Raw genomic sequence first — 24,255 nt, 5'->3', positions numbered from 1 at the left:
GAGCCGGAGCCAGGAGATGTACGTCCGAGAAGGAGGAAATATGGAGTCCCAGGTGCGTGGCGGGACCAGATGGAAGCGCTTCGCTGTGGTCATGGTGCCCAGCGTCGCCGCTACGGCGTGCATAGGTGTCGCCCTCGCGCAGGGTGCACTGGCCGCGTCGTTCAGTGTTTCGGGGCAGTCGTTCAAGGTCACCGCCGACAAGCTCGTCGGTACCGGCTTCGCGCAGTACGGAGCCATCGACTCGGGGTACAACCTCGACGGCAGCAAGACTGCTCACGCGGTCGCGGTCTCGTCCTTCACCAAGGCCGAGATCACGAACATGTGCCAGTCCGTGGTCACGCCGAACATCCCGCTGCTCGGCTCGGTGAGCCTGACGCTGAAGGCGGGCGGCGGCGGCAAGCCGGTCGAGGCCGACAACCTCTACATCGACGTCGAGGACCTCAGCGCCGACGCGACGTTCGAGAACATCCGGATCGGCGTCGCCGGCAAGGACCTCAAGGGTCCCGGCATCAAGAGCGGTGACGCCGCCAACCCGTTCGGCTTCGGTCAGGACGCCGAGAAGGCCACCCTGACCGACGTGAAGCAGACGGCGTGGGCCACCACCGCCGGAACCTTCAAGCTCAGCGGCCTGAAGATGTCGCTGTCGTCGGGTGTCAAGGAGTGCTACTAAGCACTCTCTGACGGGCGGGGGAGCCGATGGCGCCCCCGCCCGTCCAGTCTGAAGCCCGGGGCTTCACCAGTCGTACGACTCACCACCACAGCAAAGCCGCACCAGGGAGCTGTTTTCCATGAGCGCCGAGACCCCTGACGCCCCCGGCCAGTTCACCCGCCGGAGGCAGCAGTTCCGCGCCTGGCGGGGCACCAGGCCGTTCTGGGCGGGCCTGTTCGTCCTTATCGCCGGCTTCCCCATCGCCTACTTCCCCTACGCCCACCTCCAGGTGGGCCATCTGACCTTGGCGATGGCGACCACGGCGGGCGCGGGGTCGCTGATCATCGGCGTCCTGCTCGGCGTTCTGGGCATCAGTCTGTGGTTCCAGAAGCACGTCCAGGTCTTCGCGGGCGTCGCGGCGATCCTGCTCGGCCTGGTGTCCATCCCGGTGTCCAACCTCGGCGGCTTCCTCATCGGCTTCCTCTTCGCGCTGATCGGCGGAGCGATGGCCGTGTCGTGGGCTCCCGGCGCGCCGCCCGCGCCCGCTCCGGGCCCGGAGACGTCCGCCGACGCCGGAGGCGCTCCCGAGGGCGCGTTCCCCGAGGGCCCCGCGAAGACGGGCGACCTCACCGAGAACCCGTACAGCACGGGCCCGGACCGGACCGGCGGGCCGTCCTTCACGAAGGACGCCGACGGCCCGGGCGAGCCGAACGACCTGCACGACCTGCACGATCTGTCAGGAACGAGCCCGGCGAACGGGGCGAACGGGAGGCACAGTGCCGGCTGACGAGGTTTCCACCGGGAGCGATGTGGACGCTGCCCGCGTGAGAAGCACCGGGCCGCGGCACGCGGCACCCAAGAAGCCGCTGTTCACCAGGTTCCACATGCCGGCGGGCAAGGCGATAGCCCTGGCGGCCATGCCGACGGCGGTTCTGATGGGCATGGGCTTCACGCCCACCCTCGCCAACGCCGAGGGCCAGCCGGCGTCCAAGAGCCTCACGATCGACGAGTACAAGGACTGCGTGGCGGCCCTCGCGAAGACGGACGCCGCTGCCTCGCCGTCCGCCTCCGCCGGCGAGTCCGCCGACGACGCCAAGGGCGACACGAAGGACGACGCCAAGGACGACTCGAAGGACGACGCCAAGGACTCCTCGGGCGGCTCCAAGGGCGGCTCGGACGACTCCAAGGGCACGGCGGGCGACTCGGGCAAGGGCGGCTCCGCCTCGTCGGATTCAGGTTCCGACGACGCGGCGAAGCCCTCCCCGTCGGCCTCCTCCGCCCCCGAGAAGTCCGCGACGTCCGCCGACACCACGCCGACGACCCCGGACCCCGAGACGGGCAAGAACGTCCTGGAGACCATCGGCGACGCCATCACGGACCTGTTCGACGGCGACAAGGACGCCGACGAGGCGACCGGGGCGAGCCCCTCGCCGTCGGCCTCCGCCCCGGCCGGTGACGCGGCGTCGGGCTCAGGCTCCTCGGACGCCTCCGGCTCCGGCTCGTCCGGCGACTCGTCGTCCGGCAAGACCTCCTCCGGCAAGACGTCCTCGGGGAAGACCTCCTCGGGCACGTCCAAGGACACCGCCGACGCCGTTGCCGACAAGGCGAAGGACACCGCCGAGGACGCCGCCGACAAGGCCGGGAAGACGGCGAAGGACGCCAAGGACACCGCCGCCGACGCCACGGCCTCGCCGAGCGCCTCCAAGGACGCCGTGACGGACGCCGAGGACTGCCCCGCCGCCACCGAGGACGAGGGCGGGATCGACAACGGCAAGATCGCGCTGCCCGACGACCCCTGGTTCCTGAACGCCAGCTCGCTGCTGCTCAAGGGCGCCGACTACCAGGGCGTCGTGAAGGTGAAGACGGCCAACGGCACGGTCAAGGAAGTGCTGAAGTACGTCATCTCCGGCGGCACCGACATCGGCGACCTGCACCAGACGGTGAAGGACAAGCAGTCCGGCAAGACGTACCACGTGCAGGCCGGCAAGGGCACGACGTCCACCATCCGCGACGGCGACACGATCATGTACACGGAGAGCATCTCCGGGAACCTGTTCGGCCTGATACCGGTGACGTTCAGCCCGAAGAGCCCGCCGCCGCTGAACATCCCGCTGATCTACTTCACCAACGCCAAGGTCCAGCAGGCCGGCCAGTTCGGCGGCACGCTGCACGTGCCCGGACTGCACCAGTTCACGACCGCCGGCTGAGCCGAGCGCCGCGCGAGCCCACCAGCCCGTCCGGGAGCCGCACAACGCCTGAGGGCGCCCCCTGTGTCACAGGAGGCGCCCTCAGGCGCGTACAGGCCCGTCAGGGGCCGCTGTTCGCTCAGTCGCGGGAGCCGCCGCCGAGGTGGTGGACCCGGAGCATGTTGGTGGTGCCGGGGACGCCGGGGGGCGAGCCGGCGGTGATGATGACGACGTCGCCCGGGTTGAAGCGGTTGATCTTGGCGATCTGCTGGTCGACCATGTCCACCATCTCGTCCGTGGTGTTCACGAACGGCACGATGTGCGACTCGACGCCCCAGCTGAGCGCCAGCTGGTTGCGGGTGTCCTCGTCGGTGGTGAAGGCGATGATCGGCTGGGACGCGCGGTAGCGCGAGAGCCGGCGGGCGGTGTCGCCGGACTGGGTGAACGCCACCAGGCCCCGGCCGCCGAGGAAGTCGGAGATCTCGCACGCGGCGCGCGCGATCGAACCGCCCTGCGTGCGCGGCTTCTTGCCCGGCACGAGCGGCTGCAGACCCTTGCTGAGCAGCTCCTGCTCGGCCGCGGTCACGATCTTCGACATCGTCTTCACGGTCTCGATCGGATACGCGCCCACGCTCGACTCGGCCGACAGCATGACCGCGTCCGCGCCGTCCAGGATCGCGTTGGCCACGTCGGAGGCCTCGGCGCGGGTCGGCCGCGAGTTGGTGATCATCGACTCCATCATCTGGGTCGCCACGATCACCGGCTTGGCGTTGCGCCGGCACAGCTCGATCAGGCGCTTCTGCACCATGGGGACCCGCTCGAGCGGGTACTCGACGGCGAGGTCGCCGCGGGCGACCATCACACCGTCGAACGCCATCACGACGTCCTCCATGTTCTCCACCGCCTGCGGCTTCTCCACCTTGGCGATGACGGGGACCCGGCGGCCCTCCTCGTCCATGACCCGGTGGACGTCGGCGACGTCCTTGGCGTCCCGGACGAAGGACAGCGCGACCAGGTCCGCGCCCATGCGCAGCGCGAACCGCAGGTCCTCGATGTCCTTCTCGCTCAGTGCGGGCACGTTGACGGCCGTGCCGGGCAGGTTGATGCCCTTGTGGTCGGAGATGACCCCGCCCTCGATGACGATCGTCCGCACCCGCGGGCCCTCGACGTCGAGGACCTTGAGCTCGACGTTGCCGTCGTTGATGAGGACCTGGTCGCCGCGCGAGACGTCGCCGGGCAGGCCCTTGTAGGTCGTGCCGCAGATCGTCTTGTCGCCGGGGACGTCGTCGGTGGTGATGGTGAACTCGTCACCGCGCACCAGCTCGACCGGGCCCTCGGCGAAGGTCTCGAGGCGGATCTTGGGGCCCTGGAGGTCGGCGAGGACGCCGATGGCCCGGCCGGTCTCCTTGGCGGCGGCACGGACACGGTCGTACCGGCCCTGGTGCTCGGCGTGGGAGCCGTGGCTGAAGTTGAAACGGGCCACGTTCATGCCGGCCTCGATCAGCGACACGAGCATTTCGTGGGAGTCGACCGCGGGGCCGAGAGTACAGACGATTTTCGAACGGCGCATGGGGCGATCCTATCGGTTTGTTTCGCAACGGAATATTCCGTCTGACGGAAGAACAAATGAGAAGGAGTGTGCTCAGTTGCTTTCCTGCTCAGTTGCACATGACAGAGTCACAAATGATTACCGCTTCACCAGTGCGTAGGTCTGTGTCGCGATCTCCAGTTCCTCGTCCGTCGGCACCACGGCGACCGCCACCCGCGCGCCGGCGGGCGAGATCAGCCGCGGCTCGTCACCGCGCACCGCGTTCAGCGCGTCGTCCACCGCCAGGCCCAGGGAGCCCAGACCCGCGAGCGCCGCCTCGCGCACCGGAGCCGCGTTCTCCCCGACCCCGGCGGTGAACGCCACCGCGTCCACATGCCCGAGCACGGCGTAATAAGCCCCGATGTACTTCTTCAGCCGGTGAATGTAGATGTCGAACGCGAGCTTCGCCCGCTCGTCGCCCTCGTCGACCCGCCGACGGATCTCCCGCATGTCGTTGTCCCCGCAGAGCCCGACCAGACCGCTCTTCTTGTTGAGAAGAGCATCGATTTCGTCGATGGACATATTGCCGACACGAGCCAAATGGAAGATGACGGCAGGGTCGACGTCTCCCGAGCGCGTACCCATGACGAGGCCCTCCAAGGGCGTCAGCCCCATCGAGGTGTCCACGCACCGGCCCCTCTCGACGGCCGACGCCGACGCCCCGTTGCCGAGGTGCAGCACGATGACGTTCACCTCCTCGGGGGACCTGCCCAGCAGCTTCGCCGTCGCCCGGGAGACGTACGCGTGCGACGTCCCGTGGAAGCCGTAGCGCCGCACCCGGTGCGCGTCCGCCGTCTCGACGTCGATCGCGTAGCGGGCCGCCGACTCCGGCATCGTCGTGTGGAAGGCGGTGTCGAACACGGCCACCTGCGGCAGGTCGGGCCGCAGGGCCGTCGCCGTGCGGATGCCGGTCAGGCTCGCCGGGTTGTGCAGCGGCGCGACCGGGATCAGCCGCTCGATCTCGGCGAGCACCGCGTCGTCGACCACGGTCGGCCGGGTGAAGTGCCGCCCGCCGTGCACGACCCGGTGCCCGATCGCGGCGAGCTCGGGGGAGTCCAGACCGAGACCGTCCCCGGCCAGCTCCTCGGCGACGGCCTTCAGGGCCGCGTCGTGGTCGGCGAACGGCCCGCTCCGCTCACGGGTCGCCCCGCCGGCGGCCAGCGGGGAGTGCCTGAGCCGGGAGGTCCGCTCGCCGATGCGCTCGACGAGCCCGCTCGCCAGCCGGCTGCTGTCCCGCATGTCGAGCAGCTGGTACTTCACCGACGAGGAGCCGGAGTTGAGGACGAGGACACGGGTCGCGCTCACAGGTCGGTCGCCTTCTCGCTGGAGGTCCGGTCGGAGTCCCGGCCGGTCTGGGACGGGATCTGGGCCTGGATCGCCGTGATGGCGACGGTGTTGACGATGTCCTGGACGAGAGCGCCCCGGGACAGGTCGTTCACCGGCTTGCGCAGCCCCTGCAGCACCGGCCCCACCGCGATCGCGCCGGCCGAACGCTGCACCGCCTTGTAGGTGTTGTTGCCGGTGTTGAGGTCCGGGAAGATCAACACGCTGGCCTGGCCCGCGACTTCGGAGCCCGGCAGCTTGGTGGCGGCGACGGTCGGCTCGACGGCGGCGTCGTACTGGATCGGCCCCTCGATCTTCAGGTCGGGACGCCGCCCGCGTACCAGCTCCGTCGCCTCCCGCACCTTGTCGACGTCCGCGCCCGAGCCGGACGTGCCGGTGGAGTACGACAGCATCGCGATCCGCGGCTCCACGCCGAACTGCGCGGCCGTGGCGGCCGCCTGGACGGCGATGTCGGCGAGCTGCTCGGCGTCCGGGTCCGGGTTCACCGCGCAGTCGCCGTAGACCAGCACCTTGTCGGCGAGGCACATGAAGAACACCGACGACACGATGTCGGCGTCCGGCTTGGTCTTGATGATCTCGAACGCCGGCCGGATGGTGGCCGCCGTCGAGTGCACGGACCCGGAGACCATGCCGTCGGCGAGGCCCTCCTGCACCATGAGGGTGCCGAAGTAGTTCACGTCGGAGACCACGTCGTAGGCCAGCTCGACGGTGACGCCCCGGTGGGCCCGCAGCGCGGCGTACTTCTCGGCGAAGGCGTCGCGCAGCTCGCTGGTCGCCGGGTCGACGAGCCGGCAGTCGCCGAGGTCGATGCCCAGGTCGGCGGCCTTCTTGCGGATCTGGTCCACCGGTCCGAGCAGGGTGAGGTCGCACACGCCGCGGCGCAGCAGCACCTCGGCCGCGTGCAGCACCCGCTCCTCGGTCCCCTCCGGCAGCACGACCCGGCGCTTGTCGGAGCGGGCCTGTTCGAGGAGCTTGTGCTCGAACATCATCGGCGTGACGCGGTCGGTGCTGGGCGCGGAGACGCGCCGCAGCAGATCACCCGTGTCCACGTGCCGCTCGAACAGCCCCAGCGCGGTCTCCGCCTTGCGCGGCGTGGCCGCGTTCAGCTTGCCCTCCAGGGAGAACAGCTGCTCGGCGGTGAGGAAGCTGTTGCCGGGCACCGACACGACCGGAGTGCCGGGGGCGAGGCGGGCGGCGAGCGTCAGGATCTCCTGGGTCGGCACCTCGCCCAGGGTGAGCAGCACACCGGCGATCGGCGGGGTGCCGGCGCTGTGCGCGGCCAGCGAACCGATCACCAGGTCCGCACGGTCGCCCGGCGTGACGACCAGACAGCCCGGGGTCAGCGCCTCGAGGAAGTTCGGCAGCATCGCCCCGCCGAAGACGAAGTCGAGGGCGTCGCGGGCCAGCCCGGAGTCGTCGCCCAGCAGCACCCGCGCGCCGAGGGCGTGGCTGATCTGCGAGACCGTCGGCGCGGACAGCGCGGGCTCGTCGGGCAGCGCGTAACAGGGCACGGGCACCCGGGCGGCCAGCCGCGAGGCGATCTCCTCCCGGTCCTCCCGGGCGACCCGGTTGGTCACCATGGCGAGGACGTCGCAACCGAGGCCCTGGTACGCCCGGTAGGCGTTGCGGGTCTCGGCGAGCACGGACTCCACCGTCTGCTTGCGGCCGCCGACGACCGGGATCACGGACGCGCCGAACTCGTTGGCGAGGCGCGCGTTGAGGGCGAGTTCGTCCGGGAACTGGGTGTCGGCGTAGTCGGTGCCCAGCACGAGGACGACGTCGTAGTCGCGGGCGACGCGGTGGAAGCGCTCCACGAGCGTCGAGACCAGTTCGTCCGCGCCCTGTTCCGCCTGCAGGGCGGACGCCTCGTGGTAGTCCATGCCGTAGACCGTGGCCGGATCCTGCGCCAACCGGTAGCGCGCACGCAGCAGTTCGAAGAGCCGGTCGGGCCCGTCGTGGACGAGGGGACGGAACACGCCCACCCGGTCGACCTGCCGGGTCAGGAGCTCCATGACCCCCAGTTCGACGACCTGGCGGCCGTCGCCGCGGTCGATGCCGGTCACGTACACGCTGCGGGTCACGCCAGCTCTCCGTTTCGTTCCGGGGTACTCGTTCCGGGGTACTTGGTCCGGGCCGCCCTGCTCCGGGCCGCCCTGCTCCGGGGCCGTCTGTTCCAGGGCGTCTGTTCCGGGACACAAAAATCGCCCACCTAGGTGAGCAGATCCCTCTTGACAATACCCCTGGCCGTGGTTAAGGCGCCCGTCAAGAGACAGCGTGCTGGGCGGCGTGAAACAATCGGGTCCGGCTCACCGGCAACGACAGCGAGCAGGAGACACAGCACGATGCGCATCGGAGTCCTCACGGCAGGCGGCGACTGCCCCGGCCTGAACGCAGTGATCCGGTCGGTCGTGCACCGGGCCGTCGACCATTACGGCGACGAGGTCATCGGCTTCGAGGACGGTTACGCCGGGCTCCTCGACGGCCGCTACCGGGGGCTCGACCTCAACGCGGTGAGCGGCATCCTGGCCCGCGGCGGCACCATCCTCGGCTCCTCCCGCCTGGAGCGCGACCGGCTGCGCGAGGCCTGCGAGAGCGCCTCCGACATGATCCACGACTTCGGCATCGACGCGCTCATCCCGATCGGCGGCGAGGGCACGCTGACGGCGGCGCGGATGCTGTCCGACGCCGGGCTGCCGGTGGTGGGCGTGCCCAAGACGATCGACAACGACATCTCCTCCACCGACCGCACCTTCGGCTTCGACACGGCGGTCGGGGTCGCCACCGAGGCGATGGACCGGCTGAAGACCACCGCCGAGTCCCACCAGCGGGTCATGGTCGTCGAGGTCATGGGCCGCCACGCGGGCTGGATCGCGCTGGAGTCCGGGATGGCGGCGGGCGCGCACGGCATCTGCCTGCCCGAACGGCCCTTCGACCCGGCCGACCTGGTGAAGATGGTCGAGGAGCGCTTCGCACGCGGCAAGAAGTTCGCGGTGATCTGCGTCGCCGAGGGCGCGCACCCCGCCGACGGCACCATGGACTACAGCAAGGGCGCGATCGACCAGTTCGGCCACGAGCGCTTCCAGGGCATCGGCACGGCGCTGGCCTACGAGCTCGAGCGGCGGCTCGGCAAGGAGGCCCGCCCGGTGATCCTCGGCCACGTCCAGCGCGGCGGCGTCCCGACGGCCTACGACCGCGTCCTCGCGACCCGCTTCGGCTGGCACGCGGTGGAGGCGGCGCACCGCGGCCAGTTCGGGCGGATGACGGCGCTGCGCGGCACGGACGTGGTGATGGTGCCGCTGGCCGAGGCGGTCACCGAGCTGAAGACGGTCCCCGCGGACCGGATCGTCGAGGCCGAGTCGGTCTTCTAGGACGGACCCCGGGCTGCCCCCCGCCGCCGGGCGGCCCGATGGTTTCCGGCCGTCCGCCTCCTCAGGCTCCGGCGGTCCGGCTCGCGACGCCGGTCCAGAAGCGGTCGACGATCCGGTCGAGGAAGTCCCGGCCGGCGTCGCTCGCCTCGCCGGCCGCGCCGCCCCCGCCCCAGCTCAGGGTGGCGACCATCCGGCCCTGGTAGTCCCGGTGCAGCTCCCGCAGCGCGGCCTCCAGCAGCCGCCGGTCCAGGGGCACGATCCGCTCCACCGGCTTCACACAGGCCTGCCAGCGCGTGCGGACCGCGGAGCGCAGCAGGTCGGCGAGCGCGTCCTCGCGGCCGGTGACCGTCACCAGGTCGGGCAGCGAGAGGCCGAGCAGTCGGGCGAGCTCGGCGCACTGCCGGTCCGTGCCGCTCCACTGACCGCTCTCCTCCATGCGCAGGTACTCCGGGAGCTCGTGCCCCACCGCCCGCGCGACGTCCTCGGCGGCCAGACGCCGCGCGACGCGGTGTTCGCGCAGGGTGCGCGGCGGCCCGATCAGCTCGGCCGGCGAGCACCACAGCACCCCCGACAGCGCGGTGAGCTCGGCGTACGCAGGGGTGAGCGCCCCGCGTTCCCAGGCGCTGACCAGCGCCCCCGTGGCGTGCGGGAGGTCGTAGGAGGCGCGCAGGCCGTGCGCGACGTGCTCGGGCGTCATGCCGAGCGCGGCGCGCAGCCGGCGGGCGGCGGGCGCGTCGAAGGGAGGACCTGGCTGACTGCGGTCGGCACGGGCCGGGGGTCTGGGCACGGGGACAAGCTAGGGCGTGGGACCGGCGCTGACTACGGGGCGTTCGGACACAGTCACCGCTTGGCGAAAACCACGACCCGCGCCCCGGCGCCCCTCGGACAGACACCCCTCCCAGACCCCCCCGCCGAACCCCGGGCGGCCTGTTCGCCGGACGGCCGCTCGCCGAACCCCGGGCGACTGGCTCGCCGGGGCGTCGCGGGGGCTCGCTGGTCAGCGGCCCTTCGCCGCTCCTCTCACCCACCGGTACACCAGCTCGGGGCGTCCCACCTGGCCGTACAGCGGCTTGCGCTCGGCCCGGCCAGACTCCACCAGATGCTCCAGATACCGCCGGGCCGTGATCCGGGAGATGCCCACCGCCTCGGCCACGCCGGCCGCCGTCAGCCCCTCCCGCGACTCCCGCACCGTCGACGTGACGCGCTCCAGGGTCGGGGCGCTCAGGCCCTTGGGTAGGGCCGCCGGACCGGGGGCGCGCAGGGCGGCCAGCGCCCGGTCGACCTCGTCCTGACCGCTGGCCTCGCCCGCCGCGCCGCGGAACTCGGCGTACCGGACCAGCCGGTCCCGCAGGGTCGCGAACGTGAACGGCTTCAGCACGTACTGGACGACGCCCAGCGAGACGCCCTCCCGCACCACGGTGAGGTCCCGCGCCGACGTCACCGCGATCACGTCGGCGTGGTACCCCGCCGCCCGCAGCGAGCGGGCCAGCTGCAGCCCGTGCGCGTCGGGCAGGTGCAGGTCCAGCAGGAGCAGGTCCACCGGCGTGCGGTCCAGCAGCCGCCGGGCCTCCGCCCCGGTGTGCGCCTTCCCCACGGCGACGAACCCCGGCACCCGTCCGACGTACATGACGTGGGCGTCCGCGGCGACCGGGTCGTCCTCCACGACCAGCACTCTGATCGGTTCCTCGCTCATCCTCTGCCTCCCGATCCCGACACGGATCCGGAGGTACCGGATGCGGCCTTCGTGTGCAACGGCAGGCGCACCGCGAACTCGGCCCCGCCGCCCGCCGCCTCCGTCACCGACAGCGTTCCCTCGTGCCGCTGCACGGCCTGCCGGACCAGTGCGAGACCGAGGCCCCGCCCGCCCGGCCCGGCCGGTTTCGTGGAGAAGCCGCGCTCGAAGACCTGGGAGGCGTGCGCGGGGTCCACGCCCGACCCCGTGTCGGCGACCCGGAGCAGCAGCTCCGATCCCTCCGTGGACGCCGTCACCGTGACCTTCGCCCGGACGCTGCCCTGGGCCGCGTCCACCGCGTTGTCGATGAGGTTGCCGAGGATCGTCACCAGGTCGCGGGCGGGCAGGGTCTCGGGCAGCAGACCGTCGTCCAGGGTGCTCTCCTGCGAGACCACCAGCTCCACGCCCCGCTCGTTCGCCTGTGCCGTCTTCCCCAGCAGCAGGGCCGCCAGGACCGGCTCGCTGACGGCGGCGACCACCTGGTCCGTCAGGGCCTGCGCCAGCTCCAGTTCCGCCGTCGCGAAGTCCACGGCCTCCTCGGCGCGGCCCAGCTCGATCAGCGAGACGACGGTGTGGAGACGGTTGGCCGCCTCGTGGGCCTGCGAGCGCAGAGCCTGGGTGAATCCGCGTTCTGAGTCCAACTCGCCCATCAGAGACTGGAGTTCCGTGACGTCGCGCAGGGTCGCCACCGTCCCGCGCCGTTCGCCGCCGGACACCGGGGAGGTGTTCACCACCAGCACCCGGTCCGCCGTCAGATGCACCTCGTCCACCCGCGGCTCCGAGGCGAGCAGCGCGCCCGTCAGCGGGGCCGGCAGGCCGAGTTCCGCCACCGACGCGCCGACCACGTCCCCCGAGACGCCCAGCAGTTCGCGGCCCCCGTCGTTGATCAGGGCCACCTTGTACTGTCCGTCCAGCATCAGCAGCCCCTCGCGGACCGCGTGCAGCGCGGCCTGGTGGTAGTCGTGCATGCGGCTCAGCTCGGTCGCGTTCATACCGTGGGTGTGGCGGCGCAGGGACGCGTTGATGACGTACGTGCCGATCGCGCCGAGTGTGAGCGCGCCGACCGCCCACGCGAACAGGGCCGTCACCTGGTCCTGCACCCGCGCGCTGATCGCCTCGACCCGGATGCCGGCGCTGACCAGGCCGATGATCCGCTTGTCGTCGTCCCTGATGGGGGTCACCGCGCGGACGGACGAGCCGAGGGTGCCGGTGTAGGTCTCGGTGAACGTGTGTCCCGCCAGCGCCTTCGCCGTGTTGCCGCGGAAGCGCTGGCCGATCTGGTCCACGTCCGGGTGGGTCCAGCGGATGCCGTGGGTGTTCATGATCGTCACGAAGTCGACGTCGGTGTCGAGCATGACGCGGTGGGCGTAGGGCTGGAGCTCGGCCGTGGGATTCGCGGTGTGGATCGCCGCCCGGACCGAGGGGGAGTCGGCCACCGAGCGGGCCACCGCCGTGGCCTGGCGGCCCGCGGCCTCCTCGGCCTGCCGGCCGTCGTTGACGTACGTGAACAGCGCGTATCCCGCGACGACGACCGCTATCAGCACCGCCTGCATGGCGAACAGCTGGCCGGCCAGGCTGCGGGGGCGGGGGAGGGCGGGGAGGCGCATGTCGTCAGTGTGCCCCCGAGGTCAATCGTGAACTAAATGAACGGAAGGGTGACCGCCCTCACAGCCGCACGGGATAGTCACGGCATCCCCCACAACTCCCCGGACGTGAGCCGCACGCCGGTGATGCCGACGAAGACGTCAAGGAGGGCAGCCGTGGCCGCCAGCAGCACCCCCGATACGGCACCTGCCGCACCCGCCGTGAAGCGGGACCGCACCCACTACCTGTACATCGCGGTGATCGTCGCGGTCGCCATCGGCATCGCCGTCGGCCTCGCCGCCCCCGACTTCGCCGTCGAGCTGAAGCCCATCGGCACCGGCTTCGTGAACCTGATCAAGATGATGATCTCGCCGATCATCTTCTGCACGATCGTTCTCGGCATCGGGTCCGTACGGCAGGCCGCCAAGGTCGGCAAGGTCGGCGGCATCGCGCTCGGCTACTTCGTGGTCATGTCGCTCGTGGCGCTCACCATCGGCCTGGTCGTCGGCAACATCCTGGAGCCCGGCAGCGGCCTCCACATCACCGACGCCGTGAAGGAGACCGGCCAGGCGCAGGTCTCGGCCGAGGCCAAGGACACCACCGAGTTCCTGCTCGGCATCATCCCCACCACGATCCTCTCCGCGTTCACCCAGCCGGACGTCCTGCAGACCCTGCTCGTCGCGCTGCTCTGCGGTTTCGCCCTGCAGGGCATGGGCAAGGCGGGCCGGCCGATCCTGCGCGGCGTCGAGCACATCCAGCGGCTCGTCTTCCGCATCCTCGCGATGGTCATGTGGGTCGCCCCCGTCGGCGCGTTCGGCGCGATGGCCGCGGTCGTCGGCTCGGCGGGCGTGGACGCGCTCAAGAGCCTCGCCGTCCTGATGCTCGGCTTCTACACCACGTGCTTCCTGTTCGTCTTCCTCGTGCTGGGCGCGCTGCTGAGGATCTTCACAGGCCTGAACATCCTGACGTTCTTCAAGTACCTCGCCCGTGAGTTCCTGCTGATCCTGTCCACCTCCTCCTCCGAGTCCGCGCTGCCGCGCCTCATCGCGAAGATGGAGCACCTGGGCGTCAGCAAGCCCGTCGTCGGCATCACCGTCCCGACCGGCTACTCCTTCAACCTCGACGGCACCATGATCTACATGACCATGGCGTCCCTGTTCATCGCCGACGCGATGGGCACGCCGATGTCGATCGGCGAGCAGATCCCGCTGCTGCTCTTCCTGTTCGTCGCCTCCAAGGGCGCGGCCGGAGTGACCGGCGCGGGCATGGCGACCCTGGCCGGCGGTCTGCAGTCGCACAAGCCCGCCCTGGTGGACGGCATGGGCCTCATCGTCGGCATCGACCGCTTCATGAGCGAGGCCCGCGCCCTCACCAACTTCGCGGGCAACGCCGTCGCCACGGTCCTCATCGGCACCTGGACCAAGGAGATCGACAAGGAGCGCGTCCAGCTGGTGCTGGCTGGCGGGCTGCCGTTCGACGAGAAGACCCTGCTCGACCACGACGACCTCGACGACGACGTCGCCGCGGCGGACCTGCCCGAGCAGCGCGAAGAGGGCGAGAAGGAACTCGCCAAGGCCTGAGCGGCCCACAGACTCCGGGTGTCCGGCCCCGCCTGAACCGGGGCCGGACACCCGGCCATCTCCCCATCTCCCCACCGCCCCACCGCCCTCACCGGGCCCACCGTCTCCGGGCGGCCGAGCACTCCCCCGTGGCTCGGTCGCCCGGTTTTTGCGTTCTCCCGCTCGTCCCCGGCGCTCCGCACCCCCGAGCCGGGCGGACCCCCGAGCCGGGTGGGTCGTCGAGGGCACCGCCTAGGCCGCCCGCCGCTCCCGCCGCCCCCGGCGCACCGCCTCGTCCAGGCGGCGCAGGGCGTCCGTCTCCAGCAGCAGGTCGGCCGCCGCGGCCGAGGCGCGTATCGTCTCCGGGCGGCTCGCGCCCGGGATCGGGACGACGGTGGGGGAGCGGGCCAGCAGCCAGGCGAGGCAGACCTGCTGAGGGCTCACCCCGTACGCGCGGGCGACCTCGTGGAACGCGCCGAAGCGCGGCTCGCCGCCCGCCGGGGACGGTCCGTCCAGGGAGCTGCGGGAGATGCCGCCCAGCGGGCTCCACGGGAGGAACGCCAGCCCCAGTTCGGCCGCCAGCAGAAGCTCGGGCTCGCTGTCGCCGACGGCCGGGGAGAAACGGTTCTGGACCGACACGAGCCGGTCGCCGAGGATCGCGCCGGCCCGGCGGATCTGGTCCGCGTCCGTGTTGGAGACGCCGGCCAGCCGGATCTTCCCCTCGTCGAGGAGGTCGCGCAGAGCGCCCACGGACTCCTCGAAGGGGACCGACGGGTCCGGCTTGTGCAGCTGGTAGAGGCCGATCGCCTCCACGCCGAGCCGCCGCAGGGAGCCTTCCGCTGCGGCCTTCAGATGGCGGGGGTCGCCGTTCACCGTCCAGTCCGCCTCCCCGCCCGGTCTGCCCCGGCCGCCCTTCGTCGCCACGAGCACGCCGTCCGGGTCACCGCCGTAGGACGCGAGGGCGCGGGCCAGCAGGCGTTCGTTGTGCCCGGGCTCCCCGCCCGGCAGGTGATAGGAGTCGGCCGTGTCCAGCAGGGTGACGCCGGCGTCCAGCGCGGCGTGCACCGTGGCCAGGGCGCGGGCCTCGTCGGGGCGGCCCTCGACGGACAGCGGCATCGCGCCGAGCCCGATCGCGCTCACCCGCTGGTCTCCGAGCAGGCGCTGACGCACGTCAGTTCACCGTCCCCAGGGTCTCGGCCACCGCGCGCGGCAGCCACTGCCGGGCGTCGCCGAACACGAACCCGAGCCCGGCGGCGCGGGAGTTGTCCATGGCGTAGCCGCGGCGGAAGGCGAACGGCGACACCGCGCCGACCTCGGCCGCCCGGAACACGGTCCTGCCCTGCTGAACCTGCGCGGCCACCGCCTCGCACAGCTCCCGCGTCGTCAACGTGCCGTGCGAGGCGGCGTTGACCGGGCCGGTGAAGTCCTCGCCCACCGCCCAGAACAGGAAGTCGGCGATCTCCTCGACGTGGATGTAGGTCGCCGGCCGGTTCACCGTCGGCACGGTGATCGGGTCGCCGGCGCGCAGCCGGGAGGCGTAGTGCTGGAGCCGTCCCGTGAAGTCGTCGTCGCCGCCCAGGACGTGCGCGACGCGGACGGCCGTCCAGGGGAGGTCCGCGCCGGCCGCGAAGACCGCCTCCGCCTGCCGCTTGCCCTCGCCGTAATGGGACTCGGCGAACTCGGCGTCCTCCCAGGGCAGTTCGATGTCCACCCGCACGCCCAGCAGGTCGACGGCCTCCTCCGGCACGAGCGCCGCGGAGTCCTCGTACTCGTACACCTCGACCGTCGACGTCATCACATAGCGGCGGGTGCGGCCGGTGAACACCCTGCGGGCGACGGCCGCCTGGCGCGGGGTGTAGCAGACCTGGTCCACGACGACGTCGAAGGACCGGGTCCCGAGCGCCGCGTTGAGCGCGTCCTCGTCGTCGCGGTCGGCGACCAGGTGGACCGCGCCCGGGGGCGGCGGCGACGATCCGCGGTTCAGCACCGTCACCCGGTCCCCGGCGGCCAGCAGCCGGGCGATCAGCCGCTTGCCGAAATAGCGGTTCCCGCCGATCACCAGCACTTCTCGTGTCTTTACCGCGTGCGCCTTTTCCATGACCATGATTCTTCCTGCGTACTGGCACGTGATGAAGGGCTGACCATGGGAGTTCCGGCCGCTGTACCGAAAGAACACCGGCGGATACGCTCCGCCGCCGTCGAAACCCCGGTGGCCTTCGACGCGGTGGACCGGCAGATCCTCGAGCTGCTCCAGACCGACGGCCGGATCAAGCTCAGCGAGCTGGGTCGCCGGGTGCGGCTGAGCCCCGCGGCGGTGACGGAGCGGGTGCGGCGGCTGGAGAGCGCGGGGGTGATCAGCGGCTACGGGGCCCACGTCGTCCCGGCCCGGCTCGGCTACGGCATCCAGGCGTTCGTCCGGGTCGATCCGCACGGCGGCTACAACCTGAAGCATCCGCGGACGCTGGAGCTGATCGCCCGCCCCGAGATCATCGAGGTGCACCACGTCGTGGGCGAGGACTGCTGGATCCTCAAGACCGCGGTGCGGGACACCGTCCACCTGGAGGAGGTTCTCGAAGCCGTCTCCGCGCTGGGCCGCACGACGACGTCGATCGTGCTCACCTCGCCGGTGGTGCGCAGACCGCTCTTGCCCTGACGTCGGCGTCAAGGCTTACGGTCGTGGACATGCGCATCGGAGAGCTGGCCGCGCGGGCCGGGACGACGACCCGGACGCTGCGGTACTACGAGTCGCGTGGGCTGCTGCCCGCGCGGCGCGGCGACAACGGGTACCGGACGTACGACGAGAGCGATCTGCGGCTCCTGCGGCAGATCAGGACGCTCCAGGACTTCGGGTTCGACCTGGAGGAGACCCGGCCCTTCGTGGAGTGTCTGCGGGCCGGGCACCCGCAGGGCGACTCGTGTCCGGCGTCCCTGGTGGTCTACCGCCGCAAGCTCGACGAGCTGGACGCGCTCATCGGCGAGCTGCGGGCGGTCCGCGAGACGGTCGCCGGACAGCTCGCGCGGGCCGAGCGGGCGCGGGACGAGCTGGCGGCCGAGGCGCTGGTTCCGGGCGGCCCGGAGCCTGAGTGCGAACTGGGAGGACGGAAACGGTGATCAAGGCGGACGGCGTGACCGAGGTGACGGACGACGATTTCGCGGCGGAGGTGCTGGCGGCGGAACTGCCGGTGCTGGTGCAGTTCACGGCCGAGTGGTGCGGTCCGTGCCGGCAGCTGGGCCCCGTGCTGGGCAGCATCGCGGCGGAGGAGGGCGAGCGGCTGAAGGTCGTCCAGCTGGACGTGGACCGCAATCCGCGCACCGCGATCGCCTACCACGTGCTGTCGACGCCCACCCTCATGGTGTTCCGCGGCGGTGAGCCCGTGCGGTCGATGGTGGGGGCCAGGCCCCGACGCCGGCTGCTGGAGGAAATCGCCGACGTGATCTGATCCGAGCGGAACCGGCGTCGCATACGAAGAAATCCCCCGGGCAATTGTGCCCGGGGGATTTCTCGGCGTATATTGAGTGATTCGCGACTTCATTTGAACGGAGTCGTAATGCGGTTCACTGAAGGCATCATATCCGGGCGGGAGCTGAATTGTCAAACGCCGATTTTGAATTGCAGCGCGAGCAGGAATTCATCGACGATCTGTACGCGCGCGTGGACGCCCTGCGCGGCGACGCCGAGGTCTCCGTCACGGACGCGCTCGCCCAGGGCGACACCCCCATGCAGGCCCGGCTCGAGCGGGACATCCTCGTCGCCGAGCGCTCGGGACTGCTCGCCGCGCTGAACGCGGTCGACGGCTCCCTGTGCTTCGGCCGGGTCGACCTCGCCTCCGGAGTCCACCACCACATCGGCCGCATCGGCCTGCGCGCCGACGACGCCGAACGCACTCCGGTCCTGATCGACTGGCGCGCCGACGTCGCCCGCCCCTTCTACCTCGCCACCGGCCACACCCCGATGGGGCTGCGCAGACGTCGGCACCTCACGAGCGAGGGCCGCCGGGTCACCGCCCTGCACGACGAGATCCTCGACATCGGCGACCCCACCCGCACCGGTCACGAGGACCCGACCGGGGACGCCGTCCTGCTCGCGGCGCTCGACTCGGCGCGCACCGGCCGGATGCACGACATCGTGCAGACCATCCAGGCCGAGCAGGACGAGATCATCCGCGCCCCCCACCGAGGGGTGCTGGTGGTCGAGGGCGGTCCCGGCACCGGCAAGACGGCCGTCGCCCTGCACCGCGCCGCCTACCTCCTCTACGAGCACCGGCAGCTGCTCGCCAAGCGGGCCGTCCTGATCGTCGGCCCCAACCCCGCCTTCCTCGGCTACATCGGCGAGGTGCTGCCCGCGCTCGGCGAGACGGGCGTCCTCCTCGCGACGGTCGGCGAGCTGTTCCCCGGCGTGCGGGCGACGGCCGCCGACACCCGCGAGGCGGCCGCGGTCAAGGGCCGCGCCGACATGGCGGACGTCCTCGCCGACGTCGTACGCGACTGGCAGGCGCTGCCCGACCCGGTGATCGCGATCGAGCACGACCGCGAGATCCTCATGCTCGACGACGGCCTCGTGCGGGTGGCCCGCGAACGCACCCGGGCCGCCGGGCTGCCGCACAACGCGGCCCGCGAGCACTTCGAGGGCCACATCCTCAACACGCTCACGGACATGGTCGCCGAGCGCCTCGGCACCGACCCCTTCGACGGCGACAACCTCCTCGACCCGAGCGACGTCAGCCAGATCCGCGACGAGCTCGCCGAGAACCCCGAGGTGTGGGCCGCCGTCGACCAGCTGTGGCCGCGGCTGACCCCCCAGCGCCTGGTGGCGGACTTCCTCGCCGACCCGGTGGGCTACGTCTCCGACGACGACGCGGCCGTCATCCGCCGCCCCGTGACCCGCGCCTGGACGGTGGCCGACGTGCCGCTCCTCGACGAGGCGGCCGAACTGCTCGGCGAGGACGACCGGGTGACCCGGGCCCGGGCGGAACGGGAACGCGAGACGCAGATCGCCTACGCGCAGGGCGTCCTGGACGTCTCGTACGCCTCCCGCACCTACGAGTTCGACGACAAGGAGGAGGAGGACTCCGAGGTCCTGTCCGCCCACGACATCATCGACGCCGAGCGCTTCGCCGAGCGGCACGAGGAGGACGACCACCGCAGCGCCGCCGAACGCGCGGCGGCCGACCGCACCTGGGCGTTCGGCCACATCATCGTCGACGAGGCGCAGGAGCTGTCGCCGATGGCGTGGCGGCTGCTCATGCGGCGCTGCCCGACCCGCTCGATGACGCTGGTCGGCGACCCCGCGCAGACCGCCGAGGCGGCCGGCGTCGGCTCGTGGGCGGACATCCTCGAGCCCTATGTGCAGGACCGCTGGGAGCACACCCGCCTCGGCGTCAACTACCGCACCCCGGCCGAGATCATGGAGGTGGCGGCGGCCGTCGTGCGCGCCGAGCACCCGGACTTCGCGCCGCCGAGCTCGGTCCGGTCCACCGGCGTGCGGCCCTGGGCGCGCGCGGCCGACGACCTGGCGGACGCGGTGGCCGAGGCGGCCCGGGAGCTGACGCCCGCCGAGGGCCGGCTCGCGGTCATCGCGCCGCGCGGCCTGCACCGACGGCTCGCGGCACGGCTGGACGGCGTGACCGCGGGCGCGGAGCCGGACCTCACACGGACCGTCGTCCTGCTGGACCCGCGCCAGTCCAAGGGGCTCGAGTTCGACTCCGTCCTCGTGGTGGAGCCGTCCCGGTACGGCACCAGCGACCTGTACGTGGCGCTGACCCGTGCCACGCAGCGGCTCGGCGTGGTGCACAGCCGCCCCCTGCCGAAGGCGCTCGCCGAGGCGTTCGCAGCGCCCGCGACCAGCACGGCGTGACGCTCCCCGGCCCGCTTCGCCTTCGGCCCGGACCCGGACCCGGACCCGGCGCCGGGGCGGCGCGGTGCGCGTGCGGGCGGGAGGACCCGCCCGCACGCCGCCGCCCCGCCCCGGCGCCGGCTCAGGCGGGCCGCAGCCACACCGTCGCCAGCGGGGGCAGCGTCAGCCGGACGCTCGCGGGCCGGCCGTGCGAGCCCTGCGGCTCCGGCTTGACCGGGTCGGGGCGGCCGACGCCGCTGCCTCCGTACCGCTCGGCGTCGGTGTTGAGGGCCTCGTGCCAGGCCGGGACGTCGTCCGGGACGCCCAGCCGGTAGTCGTGGCGGACGACGGGGGACAGGTTGGAGACGGACAGCAGCGGCGAGCCCTCGGCATCGCGCCGCAGAAAGGCGAAGACGTTGTCCTCGGCCGCGTCCCCGACCACCCACTCGAAGCCCGCCGGGTCGGTGTCCCGCTGCCACAGCGCGGGGACCGCCCGGTAGACGGCGTTGAGATCGCGCACCAGGTCCCGCACCCCCCGGTGGTCGGCCTCCGCCCCGTACGCCGGATCCAGCAGCCACCAGTCGGGCCCGTGCGCCTCGGACCACTCCGCGCCCTGTGCGAACTCCTGCCCCATGAAGAGGAGTTGCTTGCCGGGATGGGCCCACATGAACGCCAGGTACGCCCGCAGGTCGGCGCGCTGCCGCCACCAGTCGCCCGGCATCTTCGACACCAGCGACCGCTTGCCGTGCACGACCTCGTCGTGGGAGATCGGCAGCACGTAGTTCTCGCTGTACGCGTACACCATCGAGAACGTCATCTCGTGGTGGTGGTACTTGCGGTGCACCGGCTCATGGCTCATGTACGCCAGCGAGTCGTGCATCCACCCCATGTTCCACTTCAGCCCGAAACCGAGCCCGCCGAAGCCGCTGGGACCCGAGTGGTGGGTGGCTCGAGTCACCCCGTCCCAGGCGGTGGACTCCTCGGCGATCGTCACCACGCCCGGGTTGCGGCGGTACACCGTCGCGTTCATCTCCTGGAGGAAGGCCACCGCGTCCAGGTTCTCCCGGCCGCCGTGCTCGTTCGGCGTCCACTGGCCGGCCTCGCGCGAGTAGTCCAGGTAGAGCATGGAGGCGACGGCGTCCACCCGCAGGCCGTCGATGTGGAACTCCTCGCACCAGTAGGCGGCGTTCGCCACCAGGAAGTTGCGCACCTCGCGCCGACCGAAGTCGAACTCCAGCGTCCCCCAGTCGGGATGGGCGGCGCGCAACGGGTCCGCGTGCTCGTACAGCGGCCGCCCGTCGAACTCCGCCAGAGCCCACTCGTCACGCGGGAAGTGCGCCGGCACCCAGTCCATCAGGACCCCGACGCCGGCCCGGTGCAGCGCGTCCACCAGGTGCCTGAAGTCGTCCGGCGTGCCGAGCCGGGCGGTGGGCGCGTAGAAGCCGGTGACCTGATAGCCCCAGGACCCGCCGAAGGGATGCTCGGCGACCGGCATCAGCTCGACGTGCGTGAAGCCGAGGTCGCGCACATAGGCGGGCAGCTGCTCGGCGAGCTGTCGGTACGTCAGACCCGGTCGCCACGACGCCAGATGAAGCTCGTACACGGAGAACGGGGCCTCGTGCACGGGTATCTCCGCCCGCCGGGCCAGCCACTCGGCGTCGCCCCACTCGTACCGTGAGGCGTCCACGACCGACGAGGTGGCCGGAGGGACCTCCGTACGCCGCGCCATCGGGTCGGCGCGCAGGGTGTGCGACCCGTCGGGGCGGGTGATGTCGAACTTGTACAGCGCGCCCTCGCCGACCCCGGGCAGGAACAGCTCCCACACCCCCGACGACCCGAGGGACCGCATCGGACACCCGGTGGCGTCCCAGTAGTTGAACGTGCCCGCCAGCCGGACGCCGCGCGCGTTCGGGGCCCACACGGCGAAGCCCGTGCCGCCCACGCCCTGGTGGGTCCTCGGGTGCGCGCCGAGCACCGTCCACAGCTGCTCGTGCCGGCCCTCGCCGATCAGATGCAGGTCCAGCTCGCCGAGGGTGGGCCGGAAGCGGTAGGCGTCCTCGGTCTCCAGGGTCGTGTCCTCGTACGTCACGAGCAGCCGGTACTCCGGCGGCCGGGTGAGCGGCAGCAGACGGGAGAAGAAGCCGTCGCCGTCGTCGTGGAGCACGGCGCGCAGCTCGCCGGCGACCACCTCCACCGACCGCGCGTACGGACGCAGCACCCGGAACACCACCCCGCCCGGCGCGGGGTGCGCGCCCAGCACGGAGTGCGGGTCGTGATGCGTGCCCGCCAGCAGACGCGCGCGGTCGGCGGCGTCCGGTGCGCTCCGGAACTCCGCGACCGCCTCCGGCGAGGGGCCCGCCTCCCCCGCAGAGGGCGTCGCCTCCGGCAGGGGGTCCGCCTGCGGTGAGGGGTCCGCCTCTGGCGAGGGGTCGCCCTGCGCTGAGCTGGTCGCCTGCGGCGGGGGGTCCGCCTGGGCGAAGGGGGGCGTCCGGGGTGAGACGCCCGTCTCCGGTGCGTCGTCCGGCGGCGGCGCGGCGGGGGGCTTGCGGTTGTGCGGGGCGGCCTTCTCGACCTTCTTCGGGGTCACGTGCGGAGCCTCCTCAAGGCAGGTCGGGGGGTGCGGCGAGGCGTCGTATCGCGGACAGCGGCACGGGGAGCCAGTCCGGCCGGTGCCGGGCCTCGTAGACGACCTCGTAGATCGCCTTGTCCGTCTCGTAGGCCCGCAGCAGCACGGGGTCGGTCCGCGGGTCGACGTCCGCCGCCTCCGCGTACCCGGAGCAGTAGGCCGCCCGGCAGGCGTGCGCCCAGCCCGGGGCCGGCGGGTCGGCGGAGTGGGCCGCGTAGTCGAAGGAGCGCAGCATGCCCGCCACGTCCCGCACCGCCGGCTGAGGCATCCGGCGCTCGCCCAGCGGCCTCGCCGGCTCGCCCTCGAAGTCGATCAGCGACCACTCGCCCGAGGCGGCGCGCAGCACCTGCCCGAGGTGCAGGTCGCCGTGGACGCGCTGGGCGGTCCAGGTGCGGCCCTCGGCCGCGAGGTCGGCCAGCGCGGTGAAGGCGGTGCGCAGTGCGGGCGCGTACGGACGCAGCGCGGGCACCGCCTGTGCGGCCGCGTCCAGCCGCTCGGTCATGCCGTGCACCGTCGGCCCCATCTGCGCCTGCCCCAGCGTCGCCGTGGGCAGCGCCCGGGCCAGCGCCCCGTGCACCTCGGCCGTCGCCCGGCCCAGCGCCCGCGCCTCGGCGGCGAAGTCCTCGCCCTTGGCGAGTTCCCGCAGCGCCAGCTCCCAGCCGTCCGCCGCGCCCTGCACATACGGCTGGAGCACGGCCAGGACGTACGACTCGTCCTCGCTCCCGTCGCCGCCGAGGTCCGCGTGCATCCACGCGGTCGGCGCGGGCACCCGGGGGCAGCCCTCGCGGGCCAGCGCCAGCGGCAGCTCGAGGTCCGGGTTGACGCCGGGCACGACCCGGCGCAACAGCTTCAGAATGAACGTATCTCCATAGATCACGGACGAGTTCGACTGCTCGCCCGTCAGCCGGCGCGGGACCAGTCCCGACCGGATCTCCTGTTCCGGGTCGCGCTCGCAGCGCAGCGCGCCGATCCGCGCCCCGGTGCGCAGCGCCTCCAGCAGCATCTCGGCGGGCCGGGTGTCGTACAGCGCGTCGAAGACGGTCCGCCCGGCCAGCGGCCCCTGCGCCACGTGCCCGATCAGCGCGGGGGCCAGCCGGGGCGGCAGGGCCTCGCGGACGCCGATCAGCAGCTGATAGCAGTCGCCCGGCGACGTGCCCTGCCGGGCGCGCACCAGCAGGTGGTACAGCCCGAGCCTGGCCCCGGCCGGCAGCAGTTCGGTGGCCGCCACCAGGGAGAATCCGGTGACCGGACGCCCCTTGCCGGCGAACCAGCGCTGCCGGGGCAGCCACTCGCGCAGCAGGGGGTCCAGTGACGCGAGGAGGCCGGGGCTCGTCTTGCCGGAGAGCGTGACTGTTTCCGCCATTGCGTCACATTCCTTTCCCCGGGGGGTCGGGGTGTTACTGATGCGTGCCCCGGGCGGGGCAGTGGAAACCGCCCCGCCGGGGGTTCTAGACCACGTCCGTGCGGAGCCGGAACCAGTAGAAGCCGTGGCCGGCGAGGGTGAGCAGGTAGGGCAGTTCGCCGACGGGCGGGAAGCGGACGCCGCCGAAGAGCTCGACGGGGTAGCGGCCGTGGAAGCGGCTGAGGTCGAGTTCGGTGGGCTGGGCGAAGCGGGAGAAGTTGTGGACGCACAGGACGAGGTCGTCCTCGTGTTCGCGCAGGAAGGCGAGGACGGCGGGGTTGGAGGAGGGGAGCTCGGTGTAGGTGCCGAGGCCGAAGGCGGGGTTCTGTTTGCGGATCTCGATCATGCGGCGGGTCCAGTGCAGGAGCGAGGAGGGCGACGACA

General features: G+C 72.0%; 20 protein-coding genes. 9 read left to right on the top strand and 11 right to left on the bottom strand.

From position 1 onward, the window contains the following. The first annotated feature begins 40 nt into the window (after positions 1 to 40). From ABT300_RS09460 to ABT300_RS09450, 3 genes are all read left to right on the top strand, one after another. Positions 41 to 670, top strand: coding sequence for a DUF6230 family protein (locus ABT300_RS09460; RefSeq protein ID WP_351673696.1), 630 nt, complete (start codon positions 41 to 43; stop codon positions 668 to 670). A gap of 118 nt (positions 671 to 788) precedes the next feature. Continuing rightward, entirely contained in the window at positions 789 to 1,436 is a 648-nt protein-coding gene (locus tag ABT300_RS09455) for a DUF6114 domain-containing protein (RefSeq protein WP_351673695.1), read from the top strand. Further along, the gene (locus tag ABT300_RS09450) at positions 1,426 to 2,856 is read left to right on the top strand and encodes a hypothetical protein (protein ID WP_351673694.1); all 1,431 of its coding nucleotides are present in this window, start codon (positions 1,426 to 1,428) and stop codon (positions 2,854 to 2,856) included. Before ABT300_RS09455 ends, ABT300_RS09450 begins: the two co-directional genes overlap by 11 nt. 118 nt (positions 2,857 to 2,974) lie before the next feature. On the opposite strand, the gene pyk is transcribed toward ABT300_RS09450, so the two are convergent. The 3 genes from pyk to pta all read right to left on the bottom strand — a co-directional run bounded on the left by pyk (position 2,975) and on the right by pta (position 7,848). Next, positions 2,975 to 4,405 carry a pyruvate kinase gene (pyk, locus tag ABT300_RS09445; RefSeq protein WP_351673693.1) on the bottom strand — a complete coding sequence of 477 codons (1,431 nt, stop codon included), beginning with the start codon at positions 4,403 to 4,405 and terminating at the stop codon, positions 2,975 to 2,977. A 117-nt stretch (positions 4,406 to 4,522) separates the two neighbouring features. Next, a complete protein-coding gene (locus tag ABT300_RS09440) occupies positions 4,523 to 5,728 on the bottom strand; it encodes an acetate kinase (protein WP_351673692.1) in 1,206 nt (401 codons plus the stop codon). Further along, a complete protein-coding gene (gene pta / locus ABT300_RS09435) occupies positions 5,725 to 7,848 on the bottom strand; it encodes a phosphate acetyltransferase (protein ID WP_351673691.1) in 2,124 nt (707 codons plus the stop codon). Before pta ends, ABT300_RS09440 begins: the two co-directional genes overlap by 4 nt. A 261-nt stretch (positions 7,849 to 8,109) precedes the next feature. Here pta and ABT300_RS09430 point away from each other — a divergent pair, with 261 nt between their 5' ends. Beyond that, positions 8,110 to 9,135 carry an ATP-dependent 6-phosphofructokinase gene (locus ABT300_RS09430; RefSeq protein WP_351673690.1) on the top strand — a complete coding sequence of 342 codons (1,026 nt, stop codon included), beginning with the start codon at positions 8,110 to 8,112 and terminating at the stop codon, positions 9,133 to 9,135. Between the two features lie 61 nt (positions 9,136 to 9,196). On the opposite strand, the gene ABT300_RS09425 is transcribed toward ABT300_RS09430, so the two are convergent. The 3 genes from ABT300_RS09425 to ABT300_RS09415 form a co-directional block, all read right to left on the bottom strand. Next, positions 9,197 to 9,832, bottom strand: coding sequence for an XRE family transcriptional regulator (locus ABT300_RS09425; protein WP_351673725.1), 636 nt, complete (start codon positions 9,830 to 9,832; stop codon positions 9,197 to 9,199). 300 nt (positions 9,833 to 10,132) lie between these two features. After that, positions 10,133 to 10,828, bottom strand: a complete 696-nt coding sequence (locus tag ABT300_RS09420) for a response regulator (RefSeq protein WP_351673689.1) — start codon at positions 10,826 to 10,828, stop codon at positions 10,133 to 10,135. After that, on the bottom strand, positions 10,825 to 12,474 hold the full coding sequence (locus ABT300_RS09415; protein ID WP_351673688.1) for a sensor histidine kinase: 1,650 nt from the start codon (positions 12,472 to 12,474) through the stop codon (positions 10,825 to 10,827). Before ABT300_RS09415 ends, ABT300_RS09420 begins: the two co-directional genes overlap by 4 nt. Positions 12,475 to 12,597: 123 nt before the next feature. Here ABT300_RS09415 and ABT300_RS09410 point away from each other — a divergent pair, with 123 nt between their 5' ends. Beyond that, the gene (locus tag ABT300_RS09410; RefSeq protein WP_351673724.1) at positions 12,598 to 14,031 is read left to right on the top strand and encodes a cation:dicarboxylate symporter family transporter; all 1,434 of its coding nucleotides are present in this window, start codon (positions 12,598 to 12,600) and stop codon (positions 14,029 to 14,031) included. 231 nt (positions 14,032 to 14,262) lie between these two features. Here ABT300_RS09410 and ABT300_RS09405 read toward each other — a convergent pair whose 3' ends face one another. Both ABT300_RS09405 and ABT300_RS09400 read right to left on the bottom strand, forming a co-directional pair. After that, positions 14,263 to 15,180 (bottom strand): aldo/keto reductase, encoded by a 918-nt coding sequence (locus ABT300_RS09405; protein ID WP_351673687.1) that lies wholly within the window; start codon positions 15,178 to 15,180, stop codon positions 14,263 to 14,265. A gap of 1 nt (position 15,181) precedes the next feature. Beyond that, the gene (locus ABT300_RS09400; RefSeq protein ID WP_502977904.1) at positions 15,182 to 16,114 is read right to left on the bottom strand and encodes an NAD-dependent epimerase/dehydratase family protein; all 933 of its coding nucleotides are present in this window, start codon (positions 16,112 to 16,114) and stop codon (positions 15,182 to 15,184) included. Positions 16,115 to 16,153: 39 nt separating this feature from the next. Between ABT300_RS09400 and ABT300_RS09395 the strand changes: the two genes are divergently transcribed. The 4 genes from ABT300_RS09395 (at position 16,154) to ABT300_RS09380 (ending at position 19,864) form a co-directional block, all read left to right on the top strand. Continuing rightward, on the top strand, positions 16,154 to 16,663 hold the full coding sequence (locus tag ABT300_RS09395) for an Lrp/AsnC family transcriptional regulator (protein ID WP_351673685.1): 510 nt from the start codon (positions 16,154 to 16,156) through the stop codon (positions 16,661 to 16,663). A 29-nt stretch (positions 16,664 to 16,692) separates the two neighbouring features. Next, entirely contained in the window at positions 16,693 to 17,121 is a 429-nt protein-coding gene (locus tag ABT300_RS09390) for a MerR family transcriptional regulator (RefSeq protein ID WP_351673684.1), read from the top strand. Next, the gene (locus tag ABT300_RS09385; protein WP_351673683.1) at positions 17,118 to 17,450 is read left to right on the top strand and encodes a thioredoxin family protein; all 333 of its coding nucleotides are present in this window, start codon (positions 17,118 to 17,120) and stop codon (positions 17,448 to 17,450) included. The genes ABT300_RS09390 and ABT300_RS09385 overlap by 4 nt, the downstream gene beginning before the upstream one ends. Positions 17,451 to 17,620: 170 nt before the next feature. Further along, on the top strand, positions 17,621 to 19,864 hold the full coding sequence (locus ABT300_RS09380) for a HelD family protein (protein WP_351673682.1): 2,244 nt from the start codon (positions 17,621 to 17,623) through the stop codon (positions 19,862 to 19,864). Positions 19,865 to 19,985: 121 nt separating this feature from the next. On the opposite strand, the gene glgB is transcribed toward ABT300_RS09380, so the two are convergent. From glgB to ABT300_RS09365, 3 genes are all read right to left on the bottom strand, one after another. Further along, positions 19,986 to 22,232 carry a 1,4-alpha-glucan branching enzyme gene (glgB, locus tag ABT300_RS09375; protein ID WP_502977905.1) on the bottom strand — a complete coding sequence of 749 codons (2,247 nt, stop codon included), beginning with the start codon at positions 22,230 to 22,232 and terminating at the stop codon, positions 19,986 to 19,988. A gap of 211 nt (positions 22,233 to 22,443) precedes the next feature. Continuing rightward, positions 22,444 to 23,832 (bottom strand): maltokinase N-terminal cap-like domain-containing protein, encoded by a 1,389-nt coding sequence (locus ABT300_RS09370; RefSeq protein WP_351673681.1) that lies wholly within the window; start codon positions 23,830 to 23,832, stop codon positions 22,444 to 22,446. Positions 23,833 to 23,917: 85 nt separating this feature from the next. After that, on the bottom strand, positions 23,918 to 24,255 hold a 338-nt coding region (locus ABT300_RS09365; RefSeq protein WP_351673680.1), incomplete at its 5' end, for an alpha-glucosidase C-terminal domain-containing protein.

Source organism: Streptomyces sp. NPDC001027 (assembly GCF_040299045.1).
Lineage (GTDB): Bacteria > Actinomycetota > Actinomycetes > Streptomycetales > Streptomycetaceae > Streptomyces.
This window is presented reverse-complemented; position numbering and strand designations above follow the sequence as displayed.

What these genes read in the sequence shown, in the direction of transcription:
- ABT300_RS09430 (WP_351673690.1), top strand. Translation starts at nt 8,110, where the DNA reads ATGCGCATCGGAGTCCTCACGGCAGGCGGCGACTGCCCCGGCCTGAAC.
- ABT300_RS09415 (WP_351673688.1), bottom strand. Translation starts at nt 12,474, where the DNA reads ATGCGCCTCCCCGCCCTCCCCCGCCCCCGCAGCCTGGCCGGCCAGCTG.
- ABT300_RS09410 (WP_351673724.1), top strand. Translation starts at nt 12,598, where the DNA reads ATGCCGACGAAGACGTCAAGGAGGGCAGCCGTGGCCGCCAGCAGCACC.
- ABT300_RS09390 (WP_351673684.1), top strand. Translation starts at nt 16,693, where the DNA reads ATGCGCATCGGAGAGCTGGCCGCGCGGGCCGGGACGACGACCCGGACG.
- ABT300_RS09460 (WP_351673696.1), top strand. Translation starts at nt 41, where the DNA reads ATGGAGTCCCAGGTGCGTGGCGGGACCAGATGGAAGCGCTTCGCTGTG.
- ABT300_RS09425 (WP_351673725.1), bottom strand. Translation starts at nt 9,832, where the DNA reads ATGACGCCCGAGCACGTCGCGCACGGCCTGCGCGCCTCCTACGACCTC.
- ABT300_RS09395 (WP_351673685.1), top strand. Translation starts at nt 16,154, where the DNA reads ATGGGAGTTCCGGCCGCTGTACCGAAAGAACACCGGCGGATACGCTCC.
- ABT300_RS09455 (WP_351673695.1), top strand. Translation starts at nt 789, where the DNA reads ATGAGCGCCGAGACCCCTGACGCCCCCGGCCAGTTCACCCGCCGGAGG.
- ABT300_RS09420 (WP_351673689.1), bottom strand. Translation starts at nt 10,828, where the DNA reads ATGAGCGAGGAACCGATCAGAGTGCTGGTCGTGGAGGACGACCCGGTC.
- ABT300_RS09400 (WP_502977904.1), bottom strand. Translation starts at nt 16,114, where the DNA reads ATGGTCATGGAAAAGGCGCACGCGGTAAAGACACGAGAAGTGCTGGTG.
- pyk (WP_351673693.1), bottom strand. Translation starts at nt 4,405, where the DNA reads ATGCGCCGTTCGAAAATCGTCTGTACTCTCGGCCCCGCGGTCGACTCC.
- ABT300_RS09370 (WP_351673681.1), bottom strand. Translation starts at nt 23,832, where the DNA reads ATGGCGGAAACAGTCACGCTCTCCGGCAAGACGAGCCCCGGCCTCCTC.